Genomic DNA, 25,436 nt, shown 5'->3' with positions numbered 1-25,436 from the left:
CCGAACCGGTTTCCCCGCGAGCGCTTCACCACCGAGCGACGTATGACATGCAACTGATCGTGATCGAACACGCCGGCGAGCCGGTCGAAAGCGACTCCTACGACGCCGTCGTGTTCCACCCGCCCGGCGGCACCATCGGCCGGGCCACCGACAATCATCTCGTGCTGCGCGACGACACCCGGCAGATTTCCCGGCTGCAGGCCCTGCTGCAGGTGGGTGACGACGCGTGTCTGCTGAGGAACCTGAGCAGCGTGTCGACCATCGAGGTGAATCGCGAGCCGGTCGGCTATGCACAGGAGCGCCCGCTCAATACCGGCGACATCATCCGCATCGGGCCGTACGTGCTGCGGGCCGAGCGCGACGATGGGCAGGATGCGCCGGTCGTCGACATGCCCTCCGATGCCGGCGCGCGCGCCGACCTGCCGCGCACGCAGGAAACCGCCGCGCGCCCGCACGGCGACGCGAAAGGCGCCGGCAACCGGCTGTGGGGGCTGCTGCAGGATCGCCTTGTGCCGCGCGGCAAGGCGGTGGACGCCGGCGTGCGGTCCGGCGCGGCACGCAAGGACGCGGAGCGGCCGGCGAGCCGCACCGCGCCGGCCGCATCTCCGGCGCCGTCGCAGCGCGACCTGAATCAGCTGTCAATCGATCCGCTCGACCTGTTCACGCAGCCGTCGCCCGATATCGGCGCATCGGGTCCGGCGTCATCGGCCGAGCGCGGCAATGCAGGGCGCGACGCGCCGTCCGCGACGCAGGCCGACCATGCGCCCGAGTGGACGCAGCACGTGCGCGTGCAGCCGGCGGCGGCGCACGCCGAGCCGCGGCCGGCCGACGAGGCTGCCCCGCAGCCGCACCGCGTGCCGACGCCCGATGAATTGCTGAACGCATTCTTCGAGGGCGCAGGACTCGATGCGGCCGCCGAATCGCATCAGTGGTCGGCCGAACAGCTGTACATCGCCGGACAGTTGCTGGCGCTGTTCGCGAACGGCACGGTCGAGCTGCTGTCGTCGCGCAGCATCCTGAAGCGGGAGGTGAAGGCGCACATGACGATGCTGCTCGATCGCGAGAACAATCCGCTGAAGCTGCTGCCGGACGGCGGCGCGGTGCTGCGCCAGATGTTCGGGCTGCCGCTGCCGGGCTTCATGTCGCCGCAGAGCGCGGTCAGCGACGCGTTCCAGGATCTGCATGCGCACCAGATCGGCATGGTCGCGGGCATGCGCGCCGCGCTGATGGATCTGCTGACGCGTTTTTCGCCGCAACGGCTGCGCGAGCGCGACGATGCGATGCGCTGGTACGAGAAGCGCGTGCCGGCGCTGTACAAGGCAAGGATGTGGGATCGCTACACGGCGACCCATCGCGACACGGTGTTCGCGATCGAGGACGATTTCGCGTCGGTGTTCGGCAAGGCGTTTCTGGCGGCGTACGACGCGGAAGTGGAGAGCTATCGCGGCAGCAGCCGGCATTGAGCGGCGAACGCCATCTGTCCAATGCTCGATGGGAGCGACCGCCATTGCCGGGCAAAGCCGGCAGCGAACGAAGCGGAAAGAACCAGAAACAACAAGGCCGGGCACAACACCCGGCCTGCAACCGACTACTCAACGTGCGCGCCGCGCCAACGGCAGCACGCACGCCGTCGAACGGTCGTCAGACCGCCATCACCGTCACCGACTTCGTGACGAGATACGGCTCCAGCGCTTCCGGCCCGCCTTCCGAACCGTAGCCCGAATCCTTCACGCCGCCGAACGGCATTTCCGGCCACGGCGTCGCCGGCTGGTTGATCCACAGCATGCCGACTTCGAGGCGCTGCGTCAGCAGATGCACGTTCGCGAACGAACGCGTGAACGCGTAGCCGGCCAGCCCGAACGGCAGACGGTTCGCTTCCCCGATCGCGTCCTCGAGCCTGTCGAAGCCACGGATCGCCGCGACCGGGCCGAACGGCTCGTTGTTGAACACGTCCGCTTCGAGCGGCACGTTCGCGATCACGGTCGGCGCGAAGAAGTTGCCTTCCGAGCCAACCCGCTCGCCGCCGGTCTCGATGCTCGCGCCGACCTTGCGCGCGTTCTCGACGACCGACGCCATCGCGGTCAGCCGGCGCGGGTTCGCCAGCGCGCCGAGCGTCGTGCCTTCCTCGAGGCCGTTGCCGACCTTCAGCCCCTGCGCATGCGCGACGAGCGCGCGCGTGAATTCGTCGCGGATGCTGTTGTGCACGAGGAAACGCGTCGGCGAGATGCACACCTGGCCCGCGTTGCGGAATTTCGCGCCACCGGCGGCCTTCACCGCCAGCGCGACATCCGCATCCTCGGCGACGATCACCGGCGCGTGGCCGCCCAGCTCCATCGTCGCGCGCTTCATGTGCTGGCCCGCGAGCGCCGCGAGCTGCTTGCCGACCGGCGTCGAGCCCGTGAACGTGACCTTGCGGATCACCGGATGCGGAATCAGGTACGACGAGATTTCCGCCGGATCGCCGTACACGAGGCCGATCACGCCGGCCGGCACACCTGCGTCGACGAACGCGCGCAGCAGCGCGGCCGGCGACGCAGGGGTTTCTTCCGGCGCCTTCACGAGGAACGAACAGCCGGTCGCGAGCGCGGCGCTCAGCTTGCGCACGACCTGGTTGACCGGGAAATTCCACGGCGTGAATGCCGCGACCGGACCGACCGGCTCCTTCACGACCGTCTGCTGCGCGCCGAGATTGCGCGGCGGCACGATCCGGCCGTACACGCGGCGGCCTTCGTCCGCGAACCATTCGATGATGTCGGCGGCCGACAGCACTTCGACACGCGCTTCCGTCAGCGGCTTGCCCTGCTCCTGCGTCATCAGCTGCGCGATCGTATCGGCGCGCTCGCGCACCAATGCGGCCGCCTTGCGCATCGTCGCCGCGCGTTCGTGCGCCGGCACCTTGCGCCATGCTTCGAAACCGCGCTGCGCCGCAGCCAGTGCGCGATCGAGATCGGCGATGCCCGCGTGGGCCACCTTGCCGATCACCTTGCCCGTCGCCGGGTTCACGACGTCGATCGTCTTGCCGGTCGCGGCGTCGACCCACTCGCCGTCGATCAGCAGTTGCGTATCCGTATAAGTCACGTTAGCCATCCAGACACCCCAGTTTTACGTCGATAAAACGCGCGCAGCCGCGAACGGCCGCGCGCCGGTTGACAGAAAAAGCTGCGTGGCCAGGCGCGATGCACCCGGCAACGTTCGACGACAGGCACGCGGCACGCATGCCCGTCGTCATCCGCCACGGTCGGCCGCGCTCAGCGCGCGGTCGCCGTCGCCTTGCGGAGTTTCGCGACGTCCGCCGCCTGCACGGCCGGCGCGCCGTTGTTCCAGCCGGCGCGCATGAACGTCAGCACGTCGGCGATCTGCCGATCGTTCAGCTCGTTCGCGAACGCCGGCATCGGATACGCGGAAGGCACGCCGCCGATCACGAGCGTGTCGCTGCCGTTCAGGGTCACGTTGATCAGCGACGATGCATCGGCCTCGAGCACGTTCGGATTGCCGGCGATCGGCGCGAGCAGCGGCGCGTAGCCGCGGCCGTCCACGCCATGGCAGTGCAGGCAGTAAGCGTTATACACCTTTGCGCCCGGATCGTTCGCCGGCCGACTCAACGCAACCTGCGTCGCCTTCGGATCATGACGGTATGGCGGCGCGCCCGTGCCGCCCGCGGCGGGCAACGACTTCAGGTAGCGGGACATCGCCGCCAGGTCGTCGTCGGTCAGTTCCTGCGTGCTGTGGTTGATCACGCTGACCATCGAGCCGAACGCGGTCGCATGCCGGTTCGCGCCGGTTTTCAGGAACTGCGCGAGCTCCGCGTCGCTCCAGCGGCCGAGCCCCGTATTGGGCTCGCCGGTCAGGTTCGACGCGAACCAGTTGTCGATCGGCGCGCCCGACAGGAACGCCGCGCCACCTTCGTCCAGCGCCTTCTCCTGGAAGCCGACGCCGCGCGGCGTATGGCACGACCCGCAATGCCCGAGCCCCTGCACGAGATACGCGCCGCGGTTCCACATCGCGTCCTTCGACGGCTTGTCGCTGTACGGCGTCGAGTCCAGGAACACCGCGTTCCACAGCGCCAGCGTCCAGCGCATGTCGAGCGGCCACGGGATGTCGGATGCCCGGTTCGCCTGCTTCACCGGCTCGACGCCGTGCATGAAGTATGCGTACAGCGCCTTCACGTCGTCGTCGCGCAGCTTCGCGTATGACGGATAGGGCATCGCCGGGTACAGGTGACGGCCGTCCTTCGCGACGCCCGCGCGCAGCGCGCCCGCGAACTCGGCTTCCGTATAGCCGCCGATGCCCGTGTCCGGGTCGGGCGTGATGTTGGTCGTATAGATCGCGCCCATCGGCGTGACCATCTTCAGGCCGCCGGCGAACGGCGTGCCGCGCGGCGCGGTGTGGCACGCCACGCAGTCGCCGGCCTTCGCGAGATACGCGCCGCGTGCGACCAGCGCGCTGTCGGCGCCGGCCGGCGTCGCTTGCGCGGCATGCGCGGCCGTGCCGGCCATCAGCGCGGACAGCGCGATCAACGATGCGCCGAGCGTGTGAGCGACGTGATTCAGGCGGCTCGGGCGATTCAGGGTGAGGTTTCGCATGATTCTGCCCCCTCCCGTCAAACCGACTTCAGCTGGCTGCCGACGGGCAGCTTGCGCAGCCGCTTGCCGGTCGCCGCGAAGATCGCGTTCGACAGGGCCGCCGCGGTCGCGGCGGTGCCCGGTTCGCCGATCCCGCCCGGCGCTTCGCCGCTCTTCACGAGATGCACCTCGATCGGCGGCGTCTCGTTGATGCGCATCATCCGGTAGTCGGTGAAGTTGCTCTGCACGACGCGGCCGTCCTCGATCGTGATCTCGCCATACAGCGCGCCCGTGATCCCGAAGATGATGCCGCCCTGCACCTGCGCCTCGATCGTGCTCGGATTGACAGTCATGCCGCAGTCGACCGCGCATACGGCACGCCTGACCTGCACCTCGCCGTCCTCCACCGCGACGTCGATGACGATCGAGAAGAAGCTGCCGAACGCGTGCATCACCGATACGCCGCGCCCTTGCCCCTTCGGCAGCGGCGCGCCCCACCCGGCCGCCTTCGTCGCGACGTCGAGCACGTTGCGCGCACGCGGCGTCTTGTCGAGCAGCGCGCGGCGATACTGGACGGGGTCGGCCTTGGCCTGCGCGGCGAGCTCGTCGATGAAGCTCTCGACGACGAACGTGCCGCGCGTCGGGCCGACACCGCGCCAGAACGCGGTCGGCACGTGGCGTGGTTCCTGGCGCACGTAGTCGACGAGCTGGTTCGGCAGATCGTACGGGAGTTCCGCCGCGACTTCCACCGCATCGGGATCGACACCGTTCTGGAACGCGGGCGGCGCAAAACGCGCGAGGATCGACGAGCCGACGATCCGGTGCTGCCAGGCGACCGGCTTGCCGTTCGCGTCGAGGCCGGCCGAGATCCTGTCGTAGTAGTACGGGCGGTACATGTCGTGCTGGATATCTTCCTCGCGCGTCCACACGACCTTCACGGGTGCATTCACCTGCCTGCCGACCTTCACCGCTTGCGCAACCATGTCCGTCTCGAGGCGCCGGCCGAAACCGCCGCCGAGCAGATGGTTGTGCACGACGATCTTCTCGGGCGGGAAGGCCGTGATCCGTTGCACGGTGTCGCGCACGCGCGTCGGCACCTGCGTGCCGAGCCACACCTCGCAGCCGTCCGGACGCACATGCACCGTGCAGTTCACGGGCTCCATCGTCGCGTGTGCGAGGAACGGCTGTTCATAGACGGCATCGACACGCGTCTTTGCGTTCGCGAACGCCTTGCCGACGTCGCCGTCCTTGCGTGCGACGGCGCCCTTGCCGGTCGCGGCGGCTTGCGCGAGATCGGCGACGATGTCCTTCATCGACACCTTGGCGTCCGCGCCCTCGTTCCATTTGACGACGAGCGCCGACGCGCCGCGCTTCGCGGCCCACGTGTGATCGCCGACCACCGCGACCGCGTTGTCGACGCGCACCACCTGGCGCACGCCGGGAATCTTCGTCGCGGCCGTGTCGTCGACACTGGCAACCGTGCCGCCGAACACCGGGCTGTTCACGATCACCGCGTACAGCATGCCGGGCAGCCGCACGTCGAGGCCGAACTGCGCGGTGCCGTCGACCTTCTCCGGCGAATCGAGCCGCTTCACCGGCTTGCCGATCAGCTTGAAATCCGCCGGCGGCTTCAGCGCGACGTCCTTCGGCACCGGCAGCTTCGACGCGGCGTCCGCGAGCTGGCCGTAAGACGCACGCCGGCCGCTCGGCGGGTGCCGCACTTCGCCGTTTTCGGCGCGGCAGGTGGCCGGATCGACGTGCCATTGCTTCGCGGCTGCCGCGACCAGCAGCGTGCGCGCGGTCGCGCCGGCCCGGCGCAGCGGCTCCCACGCGTAGCGCACCGACGTCGAGCCGCCCGTCAGTTGCCCGCCGAGCAGCGGATCGAGGAACAGCTTCTCGTTCGGCGGCGCATGGTCGAGCGTCACGCTCGACAGCGGCACGTCGAGTTCTTCGGCGATCAGCATCGGGAGCGCCGTGTAGACGCCCTGGCCCATTTCCACCTTCGGCATCACCAGCGTGACCTTGCCGCCGCGGTCGATCTGCACGAATGCGTTCGGCGCGAACACGCCGGCACGCGCGCTTTCGTCGGCATCGCCGCCGATCACCGAGCGGCGTGCGTCATCGCCGGCGGCCGGCATGCTGAAGCCGAGCAGCAAGCCGCCGCCCGCGGCCGCGCCGAGCGACATGCCCGCCTTGAGAAACGCACGGCGCGACACGCGCGCGCCGGCCCGGCCCGCATCGGTCAGTCCTCGCGACATGTCAGTTCCCCTTCGCGGCATGCTTGACCGCCGCGCGAATCCGGTTGTAGGTGCCGCAGCGGCAGATGTTGCCGGCCATCGCCGCGTCGATGTCGGCGTCGCTCGGATTCGGGTTCGATGCGATCAGCGCCGTGGCCGCCATCACCTGCCCGGACTGGCAGTAGCCGCACTGGACGACGTCGAGCTCGCGCCACGCTTGCTGAACCTTCTGCCCGGCCGGCGTCGCGCCGACGGCTTCGATCGTCGTGATCTTGCGGCCCGCGACGGCCGCGACCGGCAGCACGCACGCGCGCGCGGCGACGCCGTCGAGATGCACGGTGCATGCGCCGCATTGCGCGATCCCGCAGCCGAATTTCGTGCCGGTCAGGCCGACGACGTCGCGCAATACCCACAACAGGGGCATGTCGTCGGGAGCGTCGACCGTGCGGGTCTCGCCGTTGATAGTGAGGGTGACCATTCAGCCTCCGGGGCCGGTGTATTCGGGGAAGCGGCGCGACCGGCGCGCCGGGGTGTTCATCGCCGTTGCGCAATGCAGCGGCTGCCGCGCGACCCGGGTGGGGGCGAGCCGCGGCGGCGATGCTTCAGTGCGGCTTAGTCGGCCGTGTCGATGCCCGACAGCACCTTGATGACGGGCGGCGCCGAGAACCAGTCGGCCGACTTGATGCTGAACGCGGTGAAATACGGGCTCGCGAGGTGCGCGTCGAACGCGGCTTGATCGTCGTAGATCTCGAACAGGTGCAGCGCCGGCGAGCCGTCCTGTTCGCGGAACAGGTCGTAGCGGCGGTTGCCGGGTTCGGCGCGGGTCGCCGTGACCATGCTGCGCAGTTCGGCCTCGACGGCTTGCGCGTGTTCGGGTTTCGGAAAGACCGAGGCCATCACATAAAGCGCCATGTTTTTCACTCCTTGGGAAAGGGAATCGAGCATGCCATAAGCCGGCGTCGGGTGACGCCGGCGTGCAAACGCACATGTCGCCTCAGGCCAGTTCGTCCGGGCCCACGCGCACGACGACCTTGCCGAAATTCCTGCCGGCGAGCAAGCCGATCAGCGCATTCGGCGCATCGGCCAGATCGGGGATCACATCCTCGCGCGCCTTCACCTTGCCCTGCGCGACCCACTCGCTCATCTCCTTCAGGAACGGCGCATAGCCGGTCGCATAGTGATCGAGGATGATGAAACCCTGCATCCGGATGCGCTTGCGCAGGATCGTCGCCATCAGCGCCGGCAGGCGATCGGGGCCGGCCGGCAGCGCGGTGTCGTTGTAATGCGCGATCAGCCCGCACACCGGCACGCGCGCATGCTCGTTGAGCAGCGGCCACACCGCGTCGAACACGGCGCCGCCGACGTTTTCGAAATAGACGTCGATGCCGTTCGGGCAGGCTTCCTTCAGCTTGATCGCGAATTGCGGATCGCGGTGATCGATGCCATCGTCGAAACCGAGCGTGTCCTTCACGTACGCGACCTTGTCGGCACCGCCCGCGACGCCGATCACGCGACAGCCTTTCAGCTTCGCGATCTGGCCGACCACCGCCCCGACCGCCCCGCTCGCGCCAGCGACGACCACGGTTTCGCCGGCCTTCGGCTCGCCGATCTTCAACAGCCCGGTGTATGCGGTGAACCCCGGCATGCCGAGCACGCCGAGCGCATGCGACGGATGCGCGACCTCCCGGCCGAGCGGAATGAGGTCGCTGCCATCGGACAGCGAATAGTCCTGCCAGCCGCCGCCCGCGACGACCAGGTCGCCTTCGCGATACGCGGGCAGGTTCGACGCGACGACGCGGCTGACCGTGCCACCGACCATCACGTCGCCGAGTTCGACCGGCGGCGCATACGACGGCGCGTCGCTCATCCGGCCGCGCATGTACGGATCGAGCGACAGCCAGACCGTGCGCAGCAGCACCTGGCCGGCGCCGGGCACCGGCACGTCGCCGGTTTCGGTGCGGAAGTCGTTCGGGGTGGGGGCGCCGACCGGGCGCGCGTTCAGGATGATTCTGCGGTTTGCTGCCTTGCTTTGCGGCATGGGAACCTCCGTCAACAGGAATGGGCGTGCGATGGGCACGATCGGATCAACGTTGGACAACCGTGATGCGCAGGGCTGCGGCCGTGCCGGTCAATCAAGCCGGCGCGCCGCAGCCATGCGGGTCGGGCACTCAGACTACCTTTCGAGTAGACCAGTCGTCTAGAGTTCGGGTAAAAACAAGGCGCGCCGATGCGCGCCTGCGTTACGCCTGCGCCCCGTCGTTCGCGACGGGCGGCAGGTTCAGCATCCGCCGCGTTTCGCGCATCGCGCGTTCGAGCGGTTTGCGGTCGCGGTGAATCTTTTCCAGCAGCGTTGCGCCAAGCCACAGCTCGTACAGGATCGCGGCGGTGTGCGCCGGATCCTCGACACCGCTCAGCGAACCGTCGCCCAGCCCGGCCTCGATGCCGCCGGCAAGCCGCTCGATGATCTGGCCGGTGCCGCGCCGCAAGACCGCGCGCATCGTCTCCGACAAGTCGGACACTTCCGCGCCGAGCTTCACCGCGAGGCACTTGCCCTCCGGATCGTCGGCGCACTGCGTGTGCAGCCAGTTGCCCCAGTACGTCATCAGGCGCTGCGCACCCGTGCCGGCCTGATGCTTGAGCAGGTTGTCGAGATGCTCGAGATAGCCTTCGAAATACGCGTCGAGCAGCGACTCGCCGAACGCCTCCTTCGAGCCGAAGTAATGGTAGAACGAGCCCTTCGGGATGCCCGCCGCAGCGAGAATCTCGTTCAGGCCGACCGCCGAAAACCCCTTGTGGAGCATGATCGGCTTCGCGATATTCAGGATGTGCTGGCGGACTTCGGCGCCTGAAGATGCATTCATGATGGCGTATCTTAGCAACGATTAGACCGGTCGTCTAGTAACGTCGAGCCGGCAAGTTGAGCGGCACTTTACCTGAATCGCGTCGCATCGCGGATGCGTCGCCACCCTGCCGTCGCGCCCATGTCACACCGGCTTGGGTGCGCGCTTCCTGGCGACCGGCTTCGCCGCGCGCAGACCGCCGCCAGCCGGGCGGCCCGGCGCCCTCCGTACCGGGGCGCGCGCCGCGCGTTCGGCACGCAATGCGTCGCGCTCGGCCGCGTAGGCTGCATTGGCCGCGCGCATGCCGTCGAGCTGGCCCTCGAGCATCCCGCAGCGATGCTGCATGTCGGCCAGTTGCGCCTGTAGGGCGGCGAGATCCTTGCGCTGCTGCGTATCGCGCTGTTCGGCGCGTGTCGTGGCCGCGTCGAGTTCCTTTTGCAGCCGCGCCGCCGCCACTCTTTCTCGATCGATTTCCTGAAGCGCCCGCTTTTCCGCGGCGCGCAAGCGTTCCTCGGCCCGGCCCGCGTCGTCGCGCAGCCGGTCGAGCTGCGCCGAGAAATCGGCCCGTGCCCGGGCCAGTGCGCGATCGGCGTCCGCGTTGTCGGACTTCAGCCGTTCGACTTCCGCTTGCAGCGCGCGGCGCGATGCGTCGTCGGCCGCCCTCGCCTGCTCCAGTTCGTGGATACGCACCTGCGCAGTCAGCAGCGCCGCGGTGCGTTGCTCGAGCGCGGTTTCGGTGCGGGACAGTTCGGTTTGCAATGCGGCGACTTCCGCTTTCGCCGCGGCGCGCTCCGCTTCCACCTCGGCGCGCAGCGCATCGAGTGCGGAGGCCGCTTCGGTGCTCGACCGGCTCCACAACGCGGCAACCAGCTCGCCCGCCGCGGCCTGCAGATCGGCCGGCAAATCCGGATGCTCGATGCGAACGCGGCTCTTTTCCCGCAACTCGGCCCAGAACTCGCCGAGCACCGCCGTGGGGGTGCTCATGCTGCCCTTGCGCACGAGCTGATACAGCCGGTTCGCGGTCGGCGTGATGCCGAAGCGGAAGAACATCAGTGCGCACACCTCGCGGTACAGCTCGCGGGTTTTCGGGAAGTCGGCCTTGAGGCGGTCGATTTCGGCGATCAGGCGGGGTTCGTCGGCGGCGAGGTCGGACATGGCATGCTGGGTCGGGAATTTCATAAATAATATAACGTAAACCGTTAAGTATCCAATCAATGAGCGCGAGTAATTTGACATTATTTCTATAATGTCGAGATTCGATGGGCGAGCTTCCTGGTTTCCGGATGCGACTCGCGTCCGCCCTCATCTCGCCCGCGCATGGCCTCTCCTGCGCCGACTGCCGCGGAAATTCCGTTGGCGCCGCGCCCGGCCGGCACCGTCCATCCTGCCGCTTGCGGCTCGCGTTCGAATCGCCCTCACCCGATAAGCATCCGTTAAGAATCCAGCTTGCATAGTGGCGCCCAGTCCTCGCCCGAGGTCTCCGCCCTGCGCCGCCCGGATGACGGCGCCTTTTGAAGGAGCGACCCGTGAATCCGCGCCCGCCCGCCGTATCGACGTCCATGCTGAACAAGGTGCCTGCCGTCACCGCCATCTTCTGGATCATCAAGATCCTGTCGACGACCGTCGGCGAAACCGGCGCCGACTATCTCGCCGTGCGCGCCGGCTTGGGCGTGCCGGTCACCGATGCGTTGATGGCCTCGCTGCTCGTCGGCGCGCTCGTGCTGCAGTTCCGCGCGAAAGCGTGCGTGCCGTGGCTGTACTGGCTCAACGTGGTGCTGGTCAGCATCGTCGGCACGCAGATCACCGACGCACTGACCGACGGGCTCGGCGTCAGCCTGTACGCGAGCACCGCATGCTTCGCCGTCGCGCTCGCGGCCCTGTTCGCCCTCTGGTATCGCAGCGAACACACGTTGTCGATCGAGACCATCGTCACGACACGCCGCGAGGCGTTCTACTGGGCCGCGATCCTGCTGACGTTCGCCCTCGGCACGGCCGCCGGCGACCTGGCCACCGAAGCGCTCGGCCTGGGATTCCGGCTCGGCATCGTGTCGTTCGGCGCGGCGATCGCACTGGTGGCCGTCTCGATGCGACTGGGCGCGAATCGCGTGCTCGCGTTCTGGCTCGCCTACATCCTCACGCGCCCGCTCGGCGCATCGCTCGGCGATTTCCTGTCCCAGGCCCGCGAATACGGCGGCATCGGGCTGGGCGCCGCGACGACGAGCGCGGTGTTCCTCACGTCGATCGTTCTGCTGGTCGCCTGCACGACGCTCGCGAACCGGCAGGCAAGCGTTCGATGATCGCTGCGTTGTCCTGTCTTGTTGCACTCCACCGTCCGACCACTCAAAGGAAATGAAATGCGCGCTCGCAAACTGATGCTCGTCTCCGTCGTCGCGGCACTCGCCGCAGGCCCCGTTTCGACGATTCTCGTCTCGCCCGCCTACGCGGCAACCGCTACCGCTGCGAAACTGGGCGACCTGTCCGGGTTCCGCACCATCGTGACGGACACCCGGAAACTCGTCGACGCAGGCAATCTCCCGGGCGCGAAAACCCGCATCAAGGATCTCGAAACGAAATGGGACGATGCGGAACCGTCGTTGAAGCCGCGTTCGGCCGCCGACTGGCATGTGATCGACAAGGCGATCGACCGTGCGCTCGCCGCGCTGCGTGCCGACAAGCCCGACGCCGCCGCCTGCCGTCAATCGCTGGACGACCTGCTCGCGCTGCTGAAGTAAGCGACGAGGCAACGGGCGCGCGGTCGGCACATCAAACGAAAGAGGCTCGCACCGCGCGAGCCTCGCTGACATCATGCTGTTGCGATCGTATTGCCGCACGCATGCCGACCGCAGTCGCGGTATCGGCAGACGAATGCTCGCGATATCGATGCGGTGGCGTACGACGTGCAGCCGTTGGTCAACCCAGTGGCACCACGCTCCCGAGCAGGATCCGCACGAGCGTCGCCTGGCGCGTCACGCCCGTCTTCGAGAAGATCGCGCGCAGATGCGTGCGCGCGGTGTTCTTGCTGATCCCCGACTCTTCCGCCGCTTCCTCGAGCGTGAGCCCGTTCGTCAGCAGCAGCGCGAGCGACGTTTCGGCGGGCGTCAGGTCGAACAGCTTGCGGATGATTTCCTGCGCGCCCTGCGGCTTGCGATCGGGGTCGCGCAGGAACAGCGTGACGGCCGGCCGGCGCCGGTTGTCCTCCGACCAGTCGGACAGCAGCACGGTACGCACCAGCAGCCCGAGGCGCGGCTTGTCGAAACCGCGCGTGATCGGCATCGCCTCGACGATCGCCGCGGCCGTGCCGTGGTGCCCCATCACCGCGTGGCGGATCAGCCGCTTGAGCGTGCGGTTCTCCTGTGCGCCGGTCGCCTCGATCGTGCCGCGCGCAATCGTCAGGCCGTTGTTCTGCTTGAGGATCTCGTCTGCGACGCTGTTCGTGTCGATGATCGTGCCGTTCTCGTCGAGCGTGATCGTGCCGATCTGCATCCGGTTGATCGCGTTCGCGTAGATCGACCGCTCGACCTCGGCCGTGTCGAGCCGCGAATGCAGTTCGACCGCGCGCTTCAGGTGCGGCAGCAGCAGTGCGCAGATCGCTCTGTCGCGCGCGGAGAACTGCTTCGACGCATGATTGCGGCACACGCGGAACCGGCATTCGACGCCCGACGACGTGCGCAGGTCGGCGCCGAGGATATAGCGCACGTCCTGCGGCTCCAGGAACTGCTTGTACAGCTCGCTCGACAGCCAGCCCGTATCGCCGAACACCTCGTCGACCGTGACCACGCGATCAGCCGGCAGGCCGACGAACGGGTCGAGCGAATAGTAGTAGTTGTTGTACGACGCCTCGCCGTCGCCCGGCACGACCGGACCGAATTCCGACGCATGCACGGACAGCGGCGCGCGACGGTCGCTCGCGGCCGCACGCAGGATCAGCGTCACGTAGTTCGCCTGCAGCAACCGGCGAACCAGCTCGAGCGCACCCGCCCACGGCGGCGTTTCCAGCGGGCCCTGGTAGATGCGCGCCATCAGCTCGCTGAAATCCGCGACGCCGATGTCGGCCTCATCGCGGGTTGGCTGGCTCTCTTGCGGGGCCCATCTCGTCTCCATCAACACGCTCCATCCTCCATGCAACTCGTTGTCGGTGCGATTCGTCCGCGCCGCCATGATTAAGACGCGTCTTAATTCCGGCGTCATCGGGACATTCACTGAATGGTGAGCTTTGGCTATCCGGGCGCGTGAACCATCGTCCAATCGGATGATGTGGCGGCCTGCCTGCTGCGCTGGAATGCCCGTCAGGCCGTGCCGGCAAGCGTCCGGCGCGGGCTCAGGGAAAACCGCGACACGGGTTTACCTGATTCAGACCGCATCCGATTCAGACAGGAGTTCCCATGCCGCTCGACCCTCAGGCGCAGGCGCTGCTCGCCGCGCTTGCCCACGCGCCCGCGATCGATTTCGATCAACTCACCGTTTCCGCGTACCGCGCGAGTCTCGCCGGAAGCAGCGCGTTCGCGCCCGGCGACGCGATTGCCGCTGAAGAGGACTGGCAGATCCCCGCGCCGGGTCGTCGGTTATCCGCACGACTGTATCGACCCGACGCCGCCGGACCGCTGCCGCTGACCGTGTTTTTCCACGGCGGCGGTTTCGTCGCGTGCGGCATCGACTCGCACGCGAACCTGTGCCGCAGCCTCGCCAGACGGGCACGCACGCTCGTGCTGTCGGTCGATTACCGGCTCGCGCCCGAAGCGCGCTTCCCGGCGGCCGCGCAGGATGCGTGCGATGCGGTGCGCTGGGCCGCTGCCAGCGCACGCGATCTCGGCGCGCGTGGCGGCGCGCTCGCCGTGGCCGGCGACAGCGCGGGCGGCAACCTGGCCGCGGTCGCCGCGCTGCAGTTGCGCGGCTCGGGCATCGCGATCGCGCACCAGTTGCTGCTGTATCCGGTCGTCGATTGCGCGACCGAGCATCCGTCGTACGAATCGCTCGGCGAAGGCTATTTCCTGACGGCGGACGCGATGCGCTGGTTCAAGCGCCAGTATTTCGACGACGGCGCCGATCGCGCCTCGCCGCTTGCGAGCCCGCTTGCCGTGGTGGACGTGTCAGGCGCGGCGCCGGCCACCATCGTCAGCGCGGAATTCGATCCGCTGCGCGACGAGGCCGAAACGTATGCGTTGCGTCTCGCACAGGCCGGCACGCCGGTGTCGCTCGTGCGCTGGCCGGGCCAGTTGCACGGCTTCGCGAGCATGCTCGGCGCGGTCGACGCGGCCGACCGCGTGCTGACGTTCGGCGCCGACGCGCTGCGCCGCGCATTCGACGCGACGGAGGCGCCATGACGCTCGCCAGTACGCTGGAAATCGTCGACGAGCTGCGTGCGGGGCGAATGGTCCTGCTCGTCGACGAAGAGGATCGCGAAAACGAAGGCGATCTCGTGATCGCGGCCGATCACGTGACGCCCGAAGCGATCAACTTCATGGCCCGCTTCGGACGCGGGCTGATCTGCCTGACGCTGACCGCCGCGCGCTGCGAGCAACTGAGGCTGCCGCCGATGGCCGATCACGACGGCACGCCGTTCGGCACCGCGTTCACCGTCAGCATCGAGGCGGCCGAAGGCGTGACGACCGGCATTTCGGCGGCCGATCGCGCGCGGACGATCCGCGCGGCGGTTCGCTCGGGCGCGCGCCCCGACGATCTCGTGCAGCCCGGCCACGTGTTTCCGATCGCCGCGCGCCCGGGCGGCGTGCTGGTGCGCGCGGGGCACACCGAGGCCGGCTGCGATCTCGCTGCGCTCGCCGGGCTCACGCCCGCGTCGGTGATCTGCGAGGTGATGAACGACGACGGCACGATGGCGCGCCTGCCCGAGCTGAAGACGTTCGCCGCGCAGCACGGCCTGAAGATCGGCACGATCGCGGATCTGATCCATTACCGCCGCGAGCACGAATCGCTCGTCGAGCGAGTCGGCGAACGGCCGTTGCATACGCCGTGGGGCCGGTTCCGCGCGATCGAGTATCGCGACACCGTGCACGGCGCGCCGCATCTCGCGCTGGTGCGCGGCGAGCCACATCCGGCGGCGCCCGTGCTGACACGCGTGCACGAATGCCATTCGCTGCTCGACCTGCTCGATGCGGAGCCGTCCGCGCATTCGTGGCCGCTGCACGCGGCGCTGCAGCGCATCGATGCGGCCGGCTGCGGCGTCGCGGTGCTGCTCGACTGCGACCTGCGCGGCGACGCGCTGCGAACGCCGGCCGGCCATGCGCGCCGCGACGGCCGCGTGTCGGGGATCGGGTCGCAGATCCTGCGCGAGCTCGGCGTGCGGCGGCTGAACGTGCTGTCGAGCCCGTTCCGGCTGCCGGCACTGTCGGGGCACGATCTGGAAATCATGGCGTTCATCCCGCTTGGCGACGACGATCCGGAAAGCGCGCGTGCCGCGCAGGGGAGCCCGCTGCGGGCGGCGTGATGCGCGGCTGACGGCGTCCGGCACGCGCGTCGTCGCGCCAGCTCGCGGCGTTTCCGCCTGACAGGCTATCGTTTGTTTTTATGAGATACAGTCTCGGATTTGTATTTTTACGATACATACCATAGACTGTATTTTCCGATTACAAACGATCGCCTGTCATTGCGCGGAGAGCCCATGGCATTCCCTGTCCAGACCTTGAGCCAGTTGCGCCCGATCCTCGTCGGCTTCCGGAAGTCGGCGGGGTTCACGCAGGCGCAACTCGCCGCCCGCCTCGGCGTCACGCAGCAGTCGTATGCACAGCTCGAAGCCAATCCGTCCGCGGTCAGCATCGACCGGCTGTTCAAGGTGCTGAACGTGCTCGGCGTGCGCCTGACACTCGACCCGGGCACGCCGGACGAAGGAACTGCACCCGGCGCGGCCGCGCCGGTTCCCGCCAGGCGCGTGCCGGCCACGCGCCGGCACGCGCCCGATATGCCGGACATGCCCGTTACGCCGGCCCGTTCGCCGGCTGCCGCGCAGGCTCCGGCCGCTGCCGCCGCACGGAAACGGCCGGCCTCGGCGAAGCCCGGCAAGCCCGGCGGCGCGAAACGGGAGGACTGGTGACGATGGTCCGCCGCCCTCGCCTCAATCGCCTCGACCTGTGGATGAACGGCATCCCGGTCGGCTACTGGGAAGTCCGGCGCGGCGTCGAACGCCTCGTCTACCTGCCGGCGTGGATCGACGATCCGCAGGGGCGTCCGCTGTCGCTGTCGTTGCCGTTCACGCCCGGCAACCAGCCGCATCAGGGCGCGATCGTCGCCGACTACTTCGACAACCTGCTGCCGGACAGCCAGTCGATCCGCCGCCGCATCGCCCAGCGCTACCGGCTCGGCTCGACGGCGCCGTTCGAGTTGCTCGCGTCGATCGGCCGCGATTGCGTCGGTGCGCTGCAACTGCTGCCGCCCGACGAGACGCCCGTCGACCTGCAAGCGATCGACGGCACCGTGCTCGACGACGCGGCCGTGGCCGACGTGCTGCGCCACGCGACCGCCGCGCCGCTGCCCGGCCACGCGGAGCCGGAGGGCGAGCTGCGGCTGTCGATCGCCGGCGCGCAGGAAAAGACCGCGCTGCTGCGCCGCGGCGGCCGCTGGCTGCTGCCGTCGGGCAGCACGCCGACCACGCATATCTTCAAGCTGCCGCTGGGGCGTGTCGGCAACATGCAGGCCGACATGCGGACGTCGGTCGAGAACGAATGGCTGTGTTCGAAGATCGTCGCGGCCTACGGCCTGCCGGTCGCCGCCTGCGACATCGGCCGGTTCGACGATCAGAAGGCGTTGATCGTCGAGCGCTTCGACCGCCGGCCCTCTCGCGATGGCACGTGGATCCTGCGGCTGCCGCAGGAGGACATGTGCCAGGCGACCGGCACGCCGTCGGCCGCGAAATACGAATCCGACGGCGGCCCGGGCATCGCGACGATCATGGGCATCCTGGCGAATTCCGCCGATGCCGCTCAGGACCGGATGAATTTCTTCGTCACCCAGCTCGTGTTCTGGGTGCTCGCGGCCATCGACGGCCACGCGAAGAATTTCAGCATCGCGCATCTGCCGGGCAACACGTACCGCAGCACGCCGCTGTACGACGTGCTGTCCGCGCACCCGATCATCGGCACGCGGCGCAACCAGCTCCCGCCGCGGCGCGCGCGGCTCGCGATGGCCGTGTGCGGCAAGAATCGCCATTACGTGATCGGCGACATCCAGCCGCGTCACTGGATCGCGCAAGGCGCGCGCGTCGGTCTGACCGAAGCCGACGTGCGCGCCGCCATGGCCGACGTGGCCGCACGCACCGGGCAGGTGATCGCCGATGTCGCGTCGCGCATTCCAGCGGGCTTCCCGGCGGACGTGGCCGATGCGATCTTCGACGGGATGCGCCGCCTGGCGCGCAAGCTGGGCGCGGTCGACTAGGGCCCGCTCACGCTGGATAACGCACGTTCACCGCCTGGAAAGAATCATTCGCGGGAGCAGCGCGGGTGCGTGCCCCCGCACGCCCGGCGTCGGATCATCCACGTGGACGATGCGCCCCGGCACCGACTCCGCACAATGGTCGCCGTGCCCATTCCCGATGCCCGCCCGACATGGAACCCGCCGCGCTCGATACCGCGTTCAGCCCGCTGCAGATCGGCCCGCTGTCGCTGCGTAACCGCCTGATCAAGTCCGCGACCAACGAAGGGATGACGCCGAACGGCGTGCCATCGCGTGCGCTCGTCGGGTTTCACGAGCGCATCGCCGCAGGCGGCGCCGCGCTGACGACCGTCGCGTACTGCGCGATCAGCGACGACGGCCGCACGTTCGTCGACCAGGCACGGCTCGATGGGCCGACGATCAGGCAGTTCCGCGCGCTTACCGACGCGGTCCATCGTCACGGTGCGGCGGCATCCGCTCAGATCACGCACGGCGGCTGCTTCACGTTCTTGCCGGCGCTGTCGACGAAGCGACCGTTGAGCGCGTCGGGCGGCTTCAACAAGGTCGGCGTGATGAGCGGCCGTTTCCTGAAGCAGGCGATGACGCGCGACCAGATGACCGCGATCGCCGACGAATTCGCACGGGCCGCACGCCATGCCCGCGACGCGGGCTTCGACGCGGTCGAGATCCACATGGGGCACGGCTATCTGCTGAGCCAGTTCCTGTCGCCGCTGTACAACCGCCGCCGCGACGCGTACGGCGGCGATGCGGCGCGGCGCGCGACGTTCCCCGTCGAGGTGCTGCGCCGTGTGCTCGACGCGGTCGGCCGCGATCTCGCCGTGGTCTGCAAGATCGGCGTGACCGAAGGCGTGCGCGGCGGCGGCACCGCCGACGACGCATGCGAGATCGCGCGGCGGCTCGAGGCCGAAGGCGCGCACCTGCTCCTGCTGAGCGGCGGGATGAATGTCGAATCGGTATGGCAGCTGTTCGGCAGCCCGCTGCCTGGCGATGCGCGCGCGAATGCCGACAACGCGATCGTGCGCACCGCGATGACGCTGCAGAAGCTCACCGAGCCGAAGCTGGGCGCGTTTCGCGAGATGTATTTCCTCGAGCATTCGAAGAAAGTGCGCGCGGCTGTCCGGATGCCGCTCGCCTATCTCGGCGGCGTGCGCTCGCGCGAGAATGTCGCGCTGGCGATGCGCGAAGGGTTCGACGCGGTGGCGCTGGCGCGCGCGCTCCTGTTCGACCCGGGCTTCGTGGACGCGCTGCGCGACGGACGAATCGCGCAGTCGGGCTGCACGTCATGCAACCGCTGCGTCGTGTCGATGTACACGCCCGGCGGTACCGCGTGCGTGCTCAAGGCGCCGAACGACCCGGCGCCGAACCGGATGCCGGCCGCGGGCGCGTGAGGTCGGGGGGCGCCTGATTCCGCTTTTGTGGCCGTGGTCGCAACGACTGCCGCTGCCGCCGCCGTTCAGCCCGCGTCGCGGGCGCGGGCCAGCGCCGCGAGGTTCCCTTCACCGAATCCGTGGTGCCCCTGGCGCTGCACGATCTCGAAGAAGATCTCGCCGGGCCGGCGCTTGACGAAGGTCTGAAAGAACAGGCGCGGCGCACCATCGCTGCCGATCTCGCCGTCGACCAGCACCGCGCGGCGGCGCAGCGCATCGAGATCGACGCCGTGCCCCGGCAGCCGCGCATCGACTTCGTCGTAGTAGCGTGCCGGCGGCTCGATGAATTCCACGCCGTTCGCGCGCAGTGCATCGACGCTCGCGAGGATGTCGTCGGTCGCCAGCGCGACGTGCTGGACGCCTTCGCCCGGATGATCCGGCAAATACGCGTGCATCAGCTCGGTGCGCCGCGTGCCCTCCTCATAGACCGGAATCCGCAGCGCGCCGCACGGCGACACCATCACGCGCGATTCTTCCGATACGTGCCAGTGCGCGTCGATTTCGTGGATTTCACGGAAATGCAGCAGGTCGTGGTAGAAGTCGAGCCACTCGCGCATGCGCCCCGCGCCGACCGTCTGCGTGAAATGATCGACCTGCTGCAGGCCGGTGCCCACGCAGTCGAGATCGGTATGCGCGGTCGCGATGTCGATCGGCCGGAAATCGATGTCGAAGATCGAGATGTCGCCGACGCCGCCGCGCTGGCCGTCCCGCCCGCGCCAGCGGTCGACGAAATAGAGGTGCGAATCGCCGATCCCCTGGATCGCGGGAATCTTCAACTCGCCGACCCCGATGCGCTCGCCCTCGAACGCCCACGCGCCAAGCTCGATCGCACGCTCGAACGCGCGCCGTGCGCTGGCCACGCGCAGTCCGATCGCGCACACCCCCGTCCCGTATTCCTCCGCGTAGCGCGCGGCGAACGAATCGGGCTCGGCGTTGATCAGGAACTGCATCTGCCCTTGGCGGTACAGCGTGACGTGCTTGCTGACATGGCGCGCGATCGCCTTGAACCCGAGCTGCTCGAAGCGTTGCGCGAGCGCGCCCGGCACCGGTGCCGCGAACTCGACGAATTCAAGCCCGGCCATCCCGAGCGGATTGGCGGCCGGATCGGCGACGGGCGGCGTATCGCAGGACGAGGGGGGGGAATTGCCGGGCATTCCAGTCTCCGGAGGCATGCGGTCGATGGGGATGACGCCCGGCGCGTGCGGCAGGCCCGGCCGATTCAGCGGCCGGACATCCGCCCGATTCGGGCGAGGTTTTGATGGTCCCGATTTTAACCAGATCGTTCACGGCGGCACACCCTGGCCGAACGGGATATCGGTGTCTCGCCTAGTGCAAACCCGGAAAGCGTTCGATAATCGCACACTATAGAACGATAATCGCGCAATTTGACCGATCGGCTAATTGCCGTGACCGGGCGCGCGTCCTATTCTCCGTTCACCCATCGACTTCAATGCAGCATCGGACGCGGCGCCGCCGCGATTCCACGATGCGCCGTGCCAGGAGACTTCGCCATGACCCCAACTTTCGGCACCCTCGACGCAGCCGCCGGCGCCCGGGCGCGCAGCCAGGCCCGCAAGGCCGCGATCGGCAGCTTCGTCGGCGCCGTCGTCGACTGGTACGACTTCCTGCTGTACGGGATCGTCGCCGCGCTCGTGTTCAATTCCGAATTCTTCCCGAAGATCAGCCCGACGATGGGCACGCTCGCGGCGTTCGCGACCTTCGGCGTCGGCTTCCTGTTCCGTCCGCTCGGCGGCGTCGTGTTCGGCCATTACGGCGACCGGCTCGGCCGCAAGCGGATGCTGGTGCTGACCGTGATGCTGATGGGGCTGTCGACCGTCGCGATCGGCCTGTTGCCGGGCTTCGCGACGATCGGCTGGTGGGCGCCCGTGCTGCTGGTGCTGATGCGTGCGATCCAGGGTTTCGCGGTCGGCGGCGAATGGGGCGGCGCGGCGCTGATGGCCGTCGAGAGCGCGCCGAAGCAGAAGAAGGCGTTCTACAGCAGCGGTGTGCAGGTCGGCTATGGCGTCGGGCTCGTGCTGGCCACGGGGATCGTGTCGATCCTGAGCCACACGCTCGGCGAGGCCGCGTTCAAGTCGTGGGGTTGGCGCCTGCCGTTCGTGTTCAGCATCGTGCTGGTGCTGATCGGGCTGTGGGTCCGCAAGAGCATGGACGAGTCGCAGGAATTCGTCGAGAAGGTCGAGCACGGCAACCGCAAGCTGCGCCTGCCGGTGCTCGAAGCATTGACGCACCATCCGAAGGCATTCCTGCTGATCGTCGCGCTGCGGCTCGCCGAGCTGTTCACGATGTATATCGTCACCGCGTTCGCGCTCAGCTATTCGACGTCGAACCTCGGCCTGTCGCGCGACCTGTTCCTGGACATCGGCCTGCTGGTCGGCGCCATCAGCTGCGTGACGATCCCGTGCTTCGCGTGGCTGGCCGACCGTTTCGGCCTGCGCCGCATCTACCTGATCGGCGCGCTGATCGGTCTCGCGTCGGCGGTGCCGTTCTTCGTCGCGCTGGAATCGCGCTCGATCGCGTGGATCGTGCTGTTCTCGATCCTGTTGGCGAATGCCGCGCACGACATGGTCGTGAGCGTCCAGCAGCCGCTTTTCACCGAGCTGTTCGGCGCGGAATATCGCTACAGCGGCGCAGGTGTCGGTTATCAGTTCGCGAGCGTGGTGGGCGGCGGGTTCACGCCGTTCATCGCGGTGGCGCTGGTCAGCGTGGCCGGCGGCTCGTGGCACCTCGTCGCCGGTTATCTCGCGGTGGGCTGCCTGATCTCGCTGGTGGTGGCCGCGCGGATGCGGGCGGCGCAGTGAGGACGTGACGGAATGGCCGGCCCGATACGCGGCCGGCCATTTCACACCGGCTGCCATCCCCGGCCAGCCGGATGGCCCCACCCCCACCCAACGTCAAACACCGTCAATCGCACGCGCGGAAGCCCTTTTTCCCCTCTGAACATTCCACGGTGCCCGCCGACCAATGGCATCATATGGGCCTACGTCAGTCACCGATACGCCCCCATATCATGTCGAATCTCATCGTCCACGGCGGCACCCCGCTGCGCGGGGACATCAAGCCGTCCGCGAACAAGAACGCCGTCCTGCCGATTCTGTGCGCCACCCTGTTGACCGATCAGCCGCTGCGCCTCGTCGGCGTGCCGGACATCACCGACGTGCGCAAGATTCTCGACATCTTCCGCACCCTCGGCAGCGACGTGTCGGTCGATTTCACGACGGGCATCCTCGAGCTCCACCATCGCAACACGACGTTCGACCCGGCCGTTCACCGCCTGCCCGAGGCGATGCGCTCGTCGATCATGCTGATTCCGCCGCTGCTCGCGCGCTTCGGCGTCGCGCGTCTCGAGAACGACGTCAAGGGCTGCACGCTCGGCGTGCGCGAAATCGATCCGCACGTCGAGGTGTTCGAGCGCTTCGGCGCGCATATCCAGCGCACGCCCGATTCGCTGATCGTCCGCGCCGACGGCCCGCTGACGGCCAACGATCACTGGCTCGACTACGCATCGGTCACGACCACCGAAAACTTCGCGCTGTGCGCAACCGCGGCCCGCGGCACGTCCACGCTGATGAATGCGGCGTCCGAGCCGCACGTGCAGGAGTTCTGCCAGTTCCTCGCGATGATCGGCGTCGCGATCGAGGGCATCGGCACGTCGCGCCTGTGCGTGACGGGCGGCGGCAAGCTCGGTGGCGGCGAATTCCGTTTCGCCGAGGATTTCCACGAAATCGCGACGTTCCTGGCGCTCGGCGCGATCACGGGCGGCGACATCACGGTGCGCAACTCGTCGCCGGAGCATTTCCCGCTGATCGACCGCACGTTCGCGAAATTCGGCGTGAACGTCACGCACCGCGACGGCTGGTCCCGCGCGGAACGCGACGGCCCGCTGCGCGTGCGCCGGCCGTTCACGCAGAACATCCTGACGAAGGTCGAAGCCGCGCCGTGGCCATACCTACCGGTCGACCTGCTGCCGATCTTCATCGCACTCGGCGTGCGTGCCGAAGGTAGTGCGATGTTCTGGAACAAGGTGTACGACGGCGCGCTCGGCTGGTCCGGCGAACTGTCGAAGTTCGGCGCCCATGTGCTGTTGTCGGATCCGCACCGACTGATCACGTTCGGCGGGCTGCAACTGACGCCGGCGCGCGTCGAGAGCCCGTACATCATCCGCGTCGCGATCGCGCTGCTGATGGTGGCCGCGAGTATCGAAGGCCGTTCGGAAATCATGAACGCGCTGCCGATTCGCCGCGCGCATCCGCATTTCGTCGAAAACCTGCGTTCGGTCGGCGCGAACGTCGAGTGGACGAGCAGCGAGTAAAGCGCGTACGGATGCGGCGCGCGCGTAACGGTCGCGCCGCATCCGGCTCTTCCGCTTGTTCAATTCGATCGTCGGCGTCGCTCAAACGGGGGCACTTCCAATCGTCGCTCCTCAGGCAAACGGATTTCGCAACACTGGACCACCGTCCACTCGCAAGCCGTCGTGCATGTCCTCGGTGTACAAGTATTCACATCCCTCGATCGAAGCAGTTGCCACGATGCACGCGTCGTGGAAGGACAAGCGGTGCCACTCTGCGAGCCGTCGCGCGAGGCCGTGCGCATCGACGGTGAGCGGCACGATATCGCACAAACTCCTGATCGGCTCCAGGAACTTCCCCACCTCGCGCCATGGCATCCGCAATTTGCGGTTGCACACACTGGCGACTTCATTCAGTACCTGGACGCTGATCGTCGGCCGCCGAAGGAACAGCGCCTCTACACGGTTTGCCTTGGTTTCATCCTCGGACAGCAGATAAAGCACAACATTGCTGTCGACGAACGACTTCTCCGCATTAATCCTGCTCATTCGCATCGTCACGGCTGAACTTGAAATCGGCTGGCAGCTTGCCCCTGAAACACCTCAACCGCTCCAGAAGCTCGTCGGGCCTCGGCTTGCGACTCACCGCGAAAACCCGAGGGCTATCGACCACGATTTCGATATCGTCCCCTTCGCGGAGCTCCAGTGCGTCGACCACACTGGCCGGAAGGCGAACTGCCAGACTATTGCCCCACTTTGCGACCTGCATATGAGGTGCGGATGCGGCACACTCGCGTTGCTCATCGACTCGCGCGATAATCGCCCACTCCTGCGCGAACACCGCGCCCCTGCCCGTCCGGCTCTCACGATGAAAAACCCCGATCTCGACCGACGCGACTGGATTGCCGGCCTCGAAAAAGGCCTGATGATCCTCGAGGCGTTCGACAGCCAGCACGCGCGGATGACGCCCACCCAGGCCGCCGCCCGCACCGGCCTCACGCGCACCGCCGCGCGGCGCTACCTGTTGACGCTCGAATCGCTCGGCTACGTCCATACCGACGGCAAGCTGTACGGCCTCACGCCACGCGTGCTGCGGGTCGGCTGGTCGTACTTCGATTCCGCGCGCCTGCCGCGCATGGTCCAGCCGTACCTGCAGCAACTGAGCGCGTCGCTGAACGAGTCGGCGTACGTCAGCGTGCTCGACGGCTGGGAACTCGTGTTCATCGCCCGCAACGGCGTGTCGCGCGTGATGACGACCGGTTTCGTGCTCGGCGCGCGCGTGCCGGCCCCGCTGACGTCGCCGGGCGTCGTGCTGCTCGCGCATCATCCGGATCGCGAGGCCGTCCGTGCCTGGCTCGACGACACCGAACTCGCGCCGTTCACGCCGCACACGATCACCAACAAGGCACGCCTGCTCGAACAGGTCGACCACGCGCGCGACGCGGGCTTCGCGGCGATCGAGCAGCAACTGCAGGTCGGCGTGCGCGGCATCGCGGTGCCGCTGAAGAATCGTCATGGCGAAGTCGTCGCCGCGCTGAGCACGAACATGCCGATCGGCGCGGAGACAACCGATGCGGCCGTGCGGCGCGTGCTTCCGCATCTGCAGGAAACCGCGCTCGCGATGCTGAACGTGCTTTAGGCGTCCGGGCCGCGCGCGTACACAA

The 25,436-nt window shown here is 68.1% G+C and carries 23 protein-coding genes; 11 read left to right on the top strand and 12 right to left on the bottom strand.

From position 1 onward, the window contains the following. Nucleotides 1-47: 47 nt before the first annotated feature. Nucleotides 48-1,463 carry a type VI secretion system-associated FHA domain protein TagH gene (tagH, locus tag ACTJKF_RS04720; RefSeq protein ID WP_440622409.1) on the top strand — a complete coding sequence of 472 codons (1,416 nt, stop codon included), beginning with the start codon at nt 48-50 and terminating at the stop codon, nt 1,461-1,463. Between the two features lie 178 nt (nt 1,464-1,641). Here the strand turns inward: tagH and ACTJKF_RS04715 are convergent, their stop codons facing one another. The 8 genes from ACTJKF_RS04715 to ACTJKF_RS04680 form a co-directional block, all read right to left on the bottom strand. After that, complete coding sequence (locus ACTJKF_RS04715; protein ID WP_440622407.1) at nt 1,642-3,087, bottom strand: NAD-dependent succinate-semialdehyde dehydrogenase; 1,446 nt, start codon at nt 3,085-3,087, stop codon at nt 1,642-1,644. A gap of 161 nt (nt 3,088-3,248) precedes the next feature. Further along, entirely contained in the window at nt 3,249-4,583 is a 1,335-nt protein-coding gene (locus ACTJKF_RS04710) for a c-type cytochrome (RefSeq protein WP_440622405.1), read from the bottom strand. 17 nt (nt 4,584-4,600) lie between these two features. Continuing rightward, complete coding sequence (locus ACTJKF_RS04705) at nt 4,601-6,820, bottom strand: molybdopterin cofactor-binding domain-containing protein (RefSeq protein WP_440622403.1); 2,220 nt, start codon at nt 6,818-6,820, stop codon at nt 4,601-4,603. Between the two features lies 1 nt (nt 6,821). Continuing rightward, nucleotides 6,822-7,277: a (2Fe-2S)-binding protein gene (locus tag ACTJKF_RS04700; protein ID WP_440622402.1), complete on the bottom strand. Its 456-nt coding sequence runs from the start codon at nt 7,275-7,277 to the stop codon at nt 6,822-6,824. Between the two features lie 134 nt (nt 7,278-7,411). Then, the gene (locus ACTJKF_RS04695) at nt 7,412-7,711 is read right to left on the bottom strand and encodes a putative quinol monooxygenase (RefSeq protein ID WP_440622400.1); all 300 of its coding nucleotides are present in this window, start codon (nt 7,709-7,711) and stop codon (nt 7,412-7,414) included. A gap of 82 nt (nt 7,712-7,793) precedes the next feature. Further along, nucleotides 7,794-8,837: an NADP-dependent oxidoreductase gene (locus tag ACTJKF_RS04690; protein ID WP_440622398.1), complete on the bottom strand. Its 1,044-nt coding sequence runs from the start codon at nt 8,835-8,837 to the stop codon at nt 7,794-7,796. Between the two features lie 202 nt (nt 8,838-9,039). Further along, on the bottom strand, nt 9,040-9,660 hold the full coding sequence (locus ACTJKF_RS04685) for a TetR/AcrR family transcriptional regulator (protein ID WP_440622397.1): 621 nt from the start codon (nt 9,658-9,660) through the stop codon (nt 9,040-9,042). A gap of 123 nt (nt 9,661-9,783) precedes the next feature. Further along, entirely contained in the window at nt 9,784-10,794 is a 1,011-nt protein-coding gene (locus tag ACTJKF_RS04680) for a DNA-binding protein (protein ID WP_440622436.1), read from the bottom strand. Nucleotides 10,795-11,198: 404 nt separating this feature from the next. Between ACTJKF_RS04680 and ACTJKF_RS04675 the strand changes: the two genes are divergently transcribed. Continuing rightward, nucleotides 11,199-11,936 carry a COG4705 family protein gene (locus ACTJKF_RS04675; protein WP_440622435.1) on the top strand — a complete coding sequence of 246 codons (738 nt, stop codon included), beginning with the start codon at nt 11,199-11,201 and terminating at the stop codon, nt 11,934-11,936. A gap of 57 nt (nt 11,937-11,993) precedes the next feature. Beyond that, entirely contained in the window at nt 11,994-12,371 is a 378-nt protein-coding gene (locus ACTJKF_RS04670; protein WP_440622396.1) for a histidine kinase, read from the top strand. A 178-nt stretch (nt 12,372-12,549) separates the two neighbouring features. Here ACTJKF_RS04670 and ACTJKF_RS04665 read toward each other — a convergent pair whose 3' ends face one another. Further along, nucleotides 12,550-13,740 (bottom strand): helix-turn-helix transcriptional regulator, encoded by a 1,191-nt coding sequence (locus ACTJKF_RS04665; RefSeq protein ID WP_440622395.1) that lies wholly within the window; start codon nt 13,738-13,740, stop codon nt 12,550-12,552. 281 nt (nt 13,741-14,021) lie between these two features. Here ACTJKF_RS04665 and ACTJKF_RS04660 point away from each other — a divergent pair, with 281 nt between their 5' ends. The 5 genes from ACTJKF_RS04660 (at nt 14,022) to ACTJKF_RS04640 (ending at nt 19,427) form a co-directional block, all read left to right on the top strand. Further along, nucleotides 14,022-14,960, top strand: a complete 939-nt coding sequence (locus ACTJKF_RS04660; RefSeq protein WP_440622394.1) for an alpha/beta hydrolase — start codon at nt 14,022-14,024, stop codon at nt 14,958-14,960. Then, nucleotides 14,957-16,081, top strand: coding sequence for a bifunctional 3,4-dihydroxy-2-butanone-4-phosphate synthase/GTP cyclohydrolase II (gene ribBA / locus ACTJKF_RS04655; protein WP_440622393.1), 1,125 nt, complete (start codon nt 14,957-14,959; stop codon nt 16,079-16,081). Before ACTJKF_RS04660 ends, ribBA begins: the two co-directional genes overlap by 4 nt. Nucleotides 16,082-16,255: 174 nt before the next feature. Then, entirely contained in the window at nt 16,256-16,684 is a 429-nt protein-coding gene (locus tag ACTJKF_RS04650) for a helix-turn-helix domain-containing protein (RefSeq protein ID WP_440622392.1), read from the top strand. A 2-nt stretch (nt 16,685-16,686) separates the two neighbouring features. Next, complete coding sequence (locus ACTJKF_RS04645) at nt 16,687-18,021, top strand: type II toxin-antitoxin system HipA family toxin (RefSeq protein ID WP_440622391.1); 1,335 nt, start codon at nt 16,687-16,689, stop codon at nt 18,019-18,021. A gap of 170 nt (nt 18,022-18,191) precedes the next feature. Further along, nucleotides 18,192-19,427, top strand: a complete 1,236-nt coding sequence (locus ACTJKF_RS04640; protein WP_440622390.1) for an NADH:flavin oxidoreductase — start codon at nt 18,192-18,194, stop codon at nt 19,425-19,427. 65 nt (nt 19,428-19,492) lie between these two features. Here ACTJKF_RS04640 and ACTJKF_RS04635 read toward each other — a convergent pair whose 3' ends face one another. Beyond that, on the bottom strand, nt 19,493-20,620 hold the full coding sequence (locus ACTJKF_RS04635; RefSeq protein WP_440622389.1) for a 4-hydroxyphenylpyruvate dioxygenase family protein: 1,128 nt from the start codon (nt 20,618-20,620) through the stop codon (nt 19,493-19,495). A 357-nt stretch (nt 20,621-20,977) separates the two neighbouring features. On the opposite strand from ACTJKF_RS04635, the gene shiA reads away from it, so the two are divergent. Together shiA and ACTJKF_RS04625 are read left to right on the top strand one after the other, a co-directional pair. Beyond that, on the top strand, nt 20,978-22,285 hold the full coding sequence (gene shiA / locus ACTJKF_RS04630) for a shikimate transporter (protein ID WP_440622388.1): 1,308 nt from the start codon (nt 20,978-20,980) through the stop codon (nt 22,283-22,285). Between the two features lie 209 nt (nt 22,286-22,494). Then, on the top strand, nt 22,495-23,796 hold the full coding sequence (locus ACTJKF_RS04625; RefSeq protein ID WP_440622387.1) for a UDP-N-acetylglucosamine 1-carboxyvinyltransferase: 1,302 nt from the start codon (nt 22,495-22,497) through the stop codon (nt 23,794-23,796). Nucleotides 23,797-23,907: 111 nt separating this feature from the next. Here ACTJKF_RS04625 and ACTJKF_RS04620 read toward each other — a convergent pair whose 3' ends face one another. Both ACTJKF_RS04620 and ACTJKF_RS04615 read right to left on the bottom strand, forming a co-directional pair. Further along, entirely contained in the window at nt 23,908-24,321 is a 414-nt protein-coding gene (locus tag ACTJKF_RS04620; RefSeq protein WP_440622386.1) for a PIN domain-containing protein, read from the bottom strand. Further along, a complete protein-coding gene (locus ACTJKF_RS04615; protein ID WP_440622434.1) occupies nt 24,308-24,541 on the bottom strand; it encodes an AbrB/MazE/SpoVT family DNA-binding domain-containing protein in 234 nt (77 codons plus the stop codon). The genes ACTJKF_RS04620 and ACTJKF_RS04615 overlap by 14 nt, the downstream gene beginning before the upstream one ends. A gap of 99 nt (nt 24,542-24,640) precedes the next feature. Here ACTJKF_RS04615 and ACTJKF_RS04610 point away from each other — a divergent pair, with 99 nt between their 5' ends. Further along, nucleotides 24,641-25,411 carry an IclR family transcriptional regulator domain-containing protein gene (locus tag ACTJKF_RS04610; RefSeq protein WP_440622385.1) on the top strand — a complete coding sequence of 257 codons (771 nt, stop codon included), beginning with the start codon at nt 24,641-24,643 and terminating at the stop codon, nt 25,409-25,411. Nucleotides 25,412-25,436: the final 25 nt, after the last annotated feature.

Source organism: Burkholderia sp. 22313 (assembly GCF_052045245.1).
Lineage (GTDB): Bacteria > Pseudomonadota > Gammaproteobacteria > Burkholderiales > Burkholderiaceae > Burkholderia.
The sequence above is the reverse complement of the archived record's forward strand: the minus strand, read 5'-3'. Positions and strand labels throughout refer to the sequence as shown.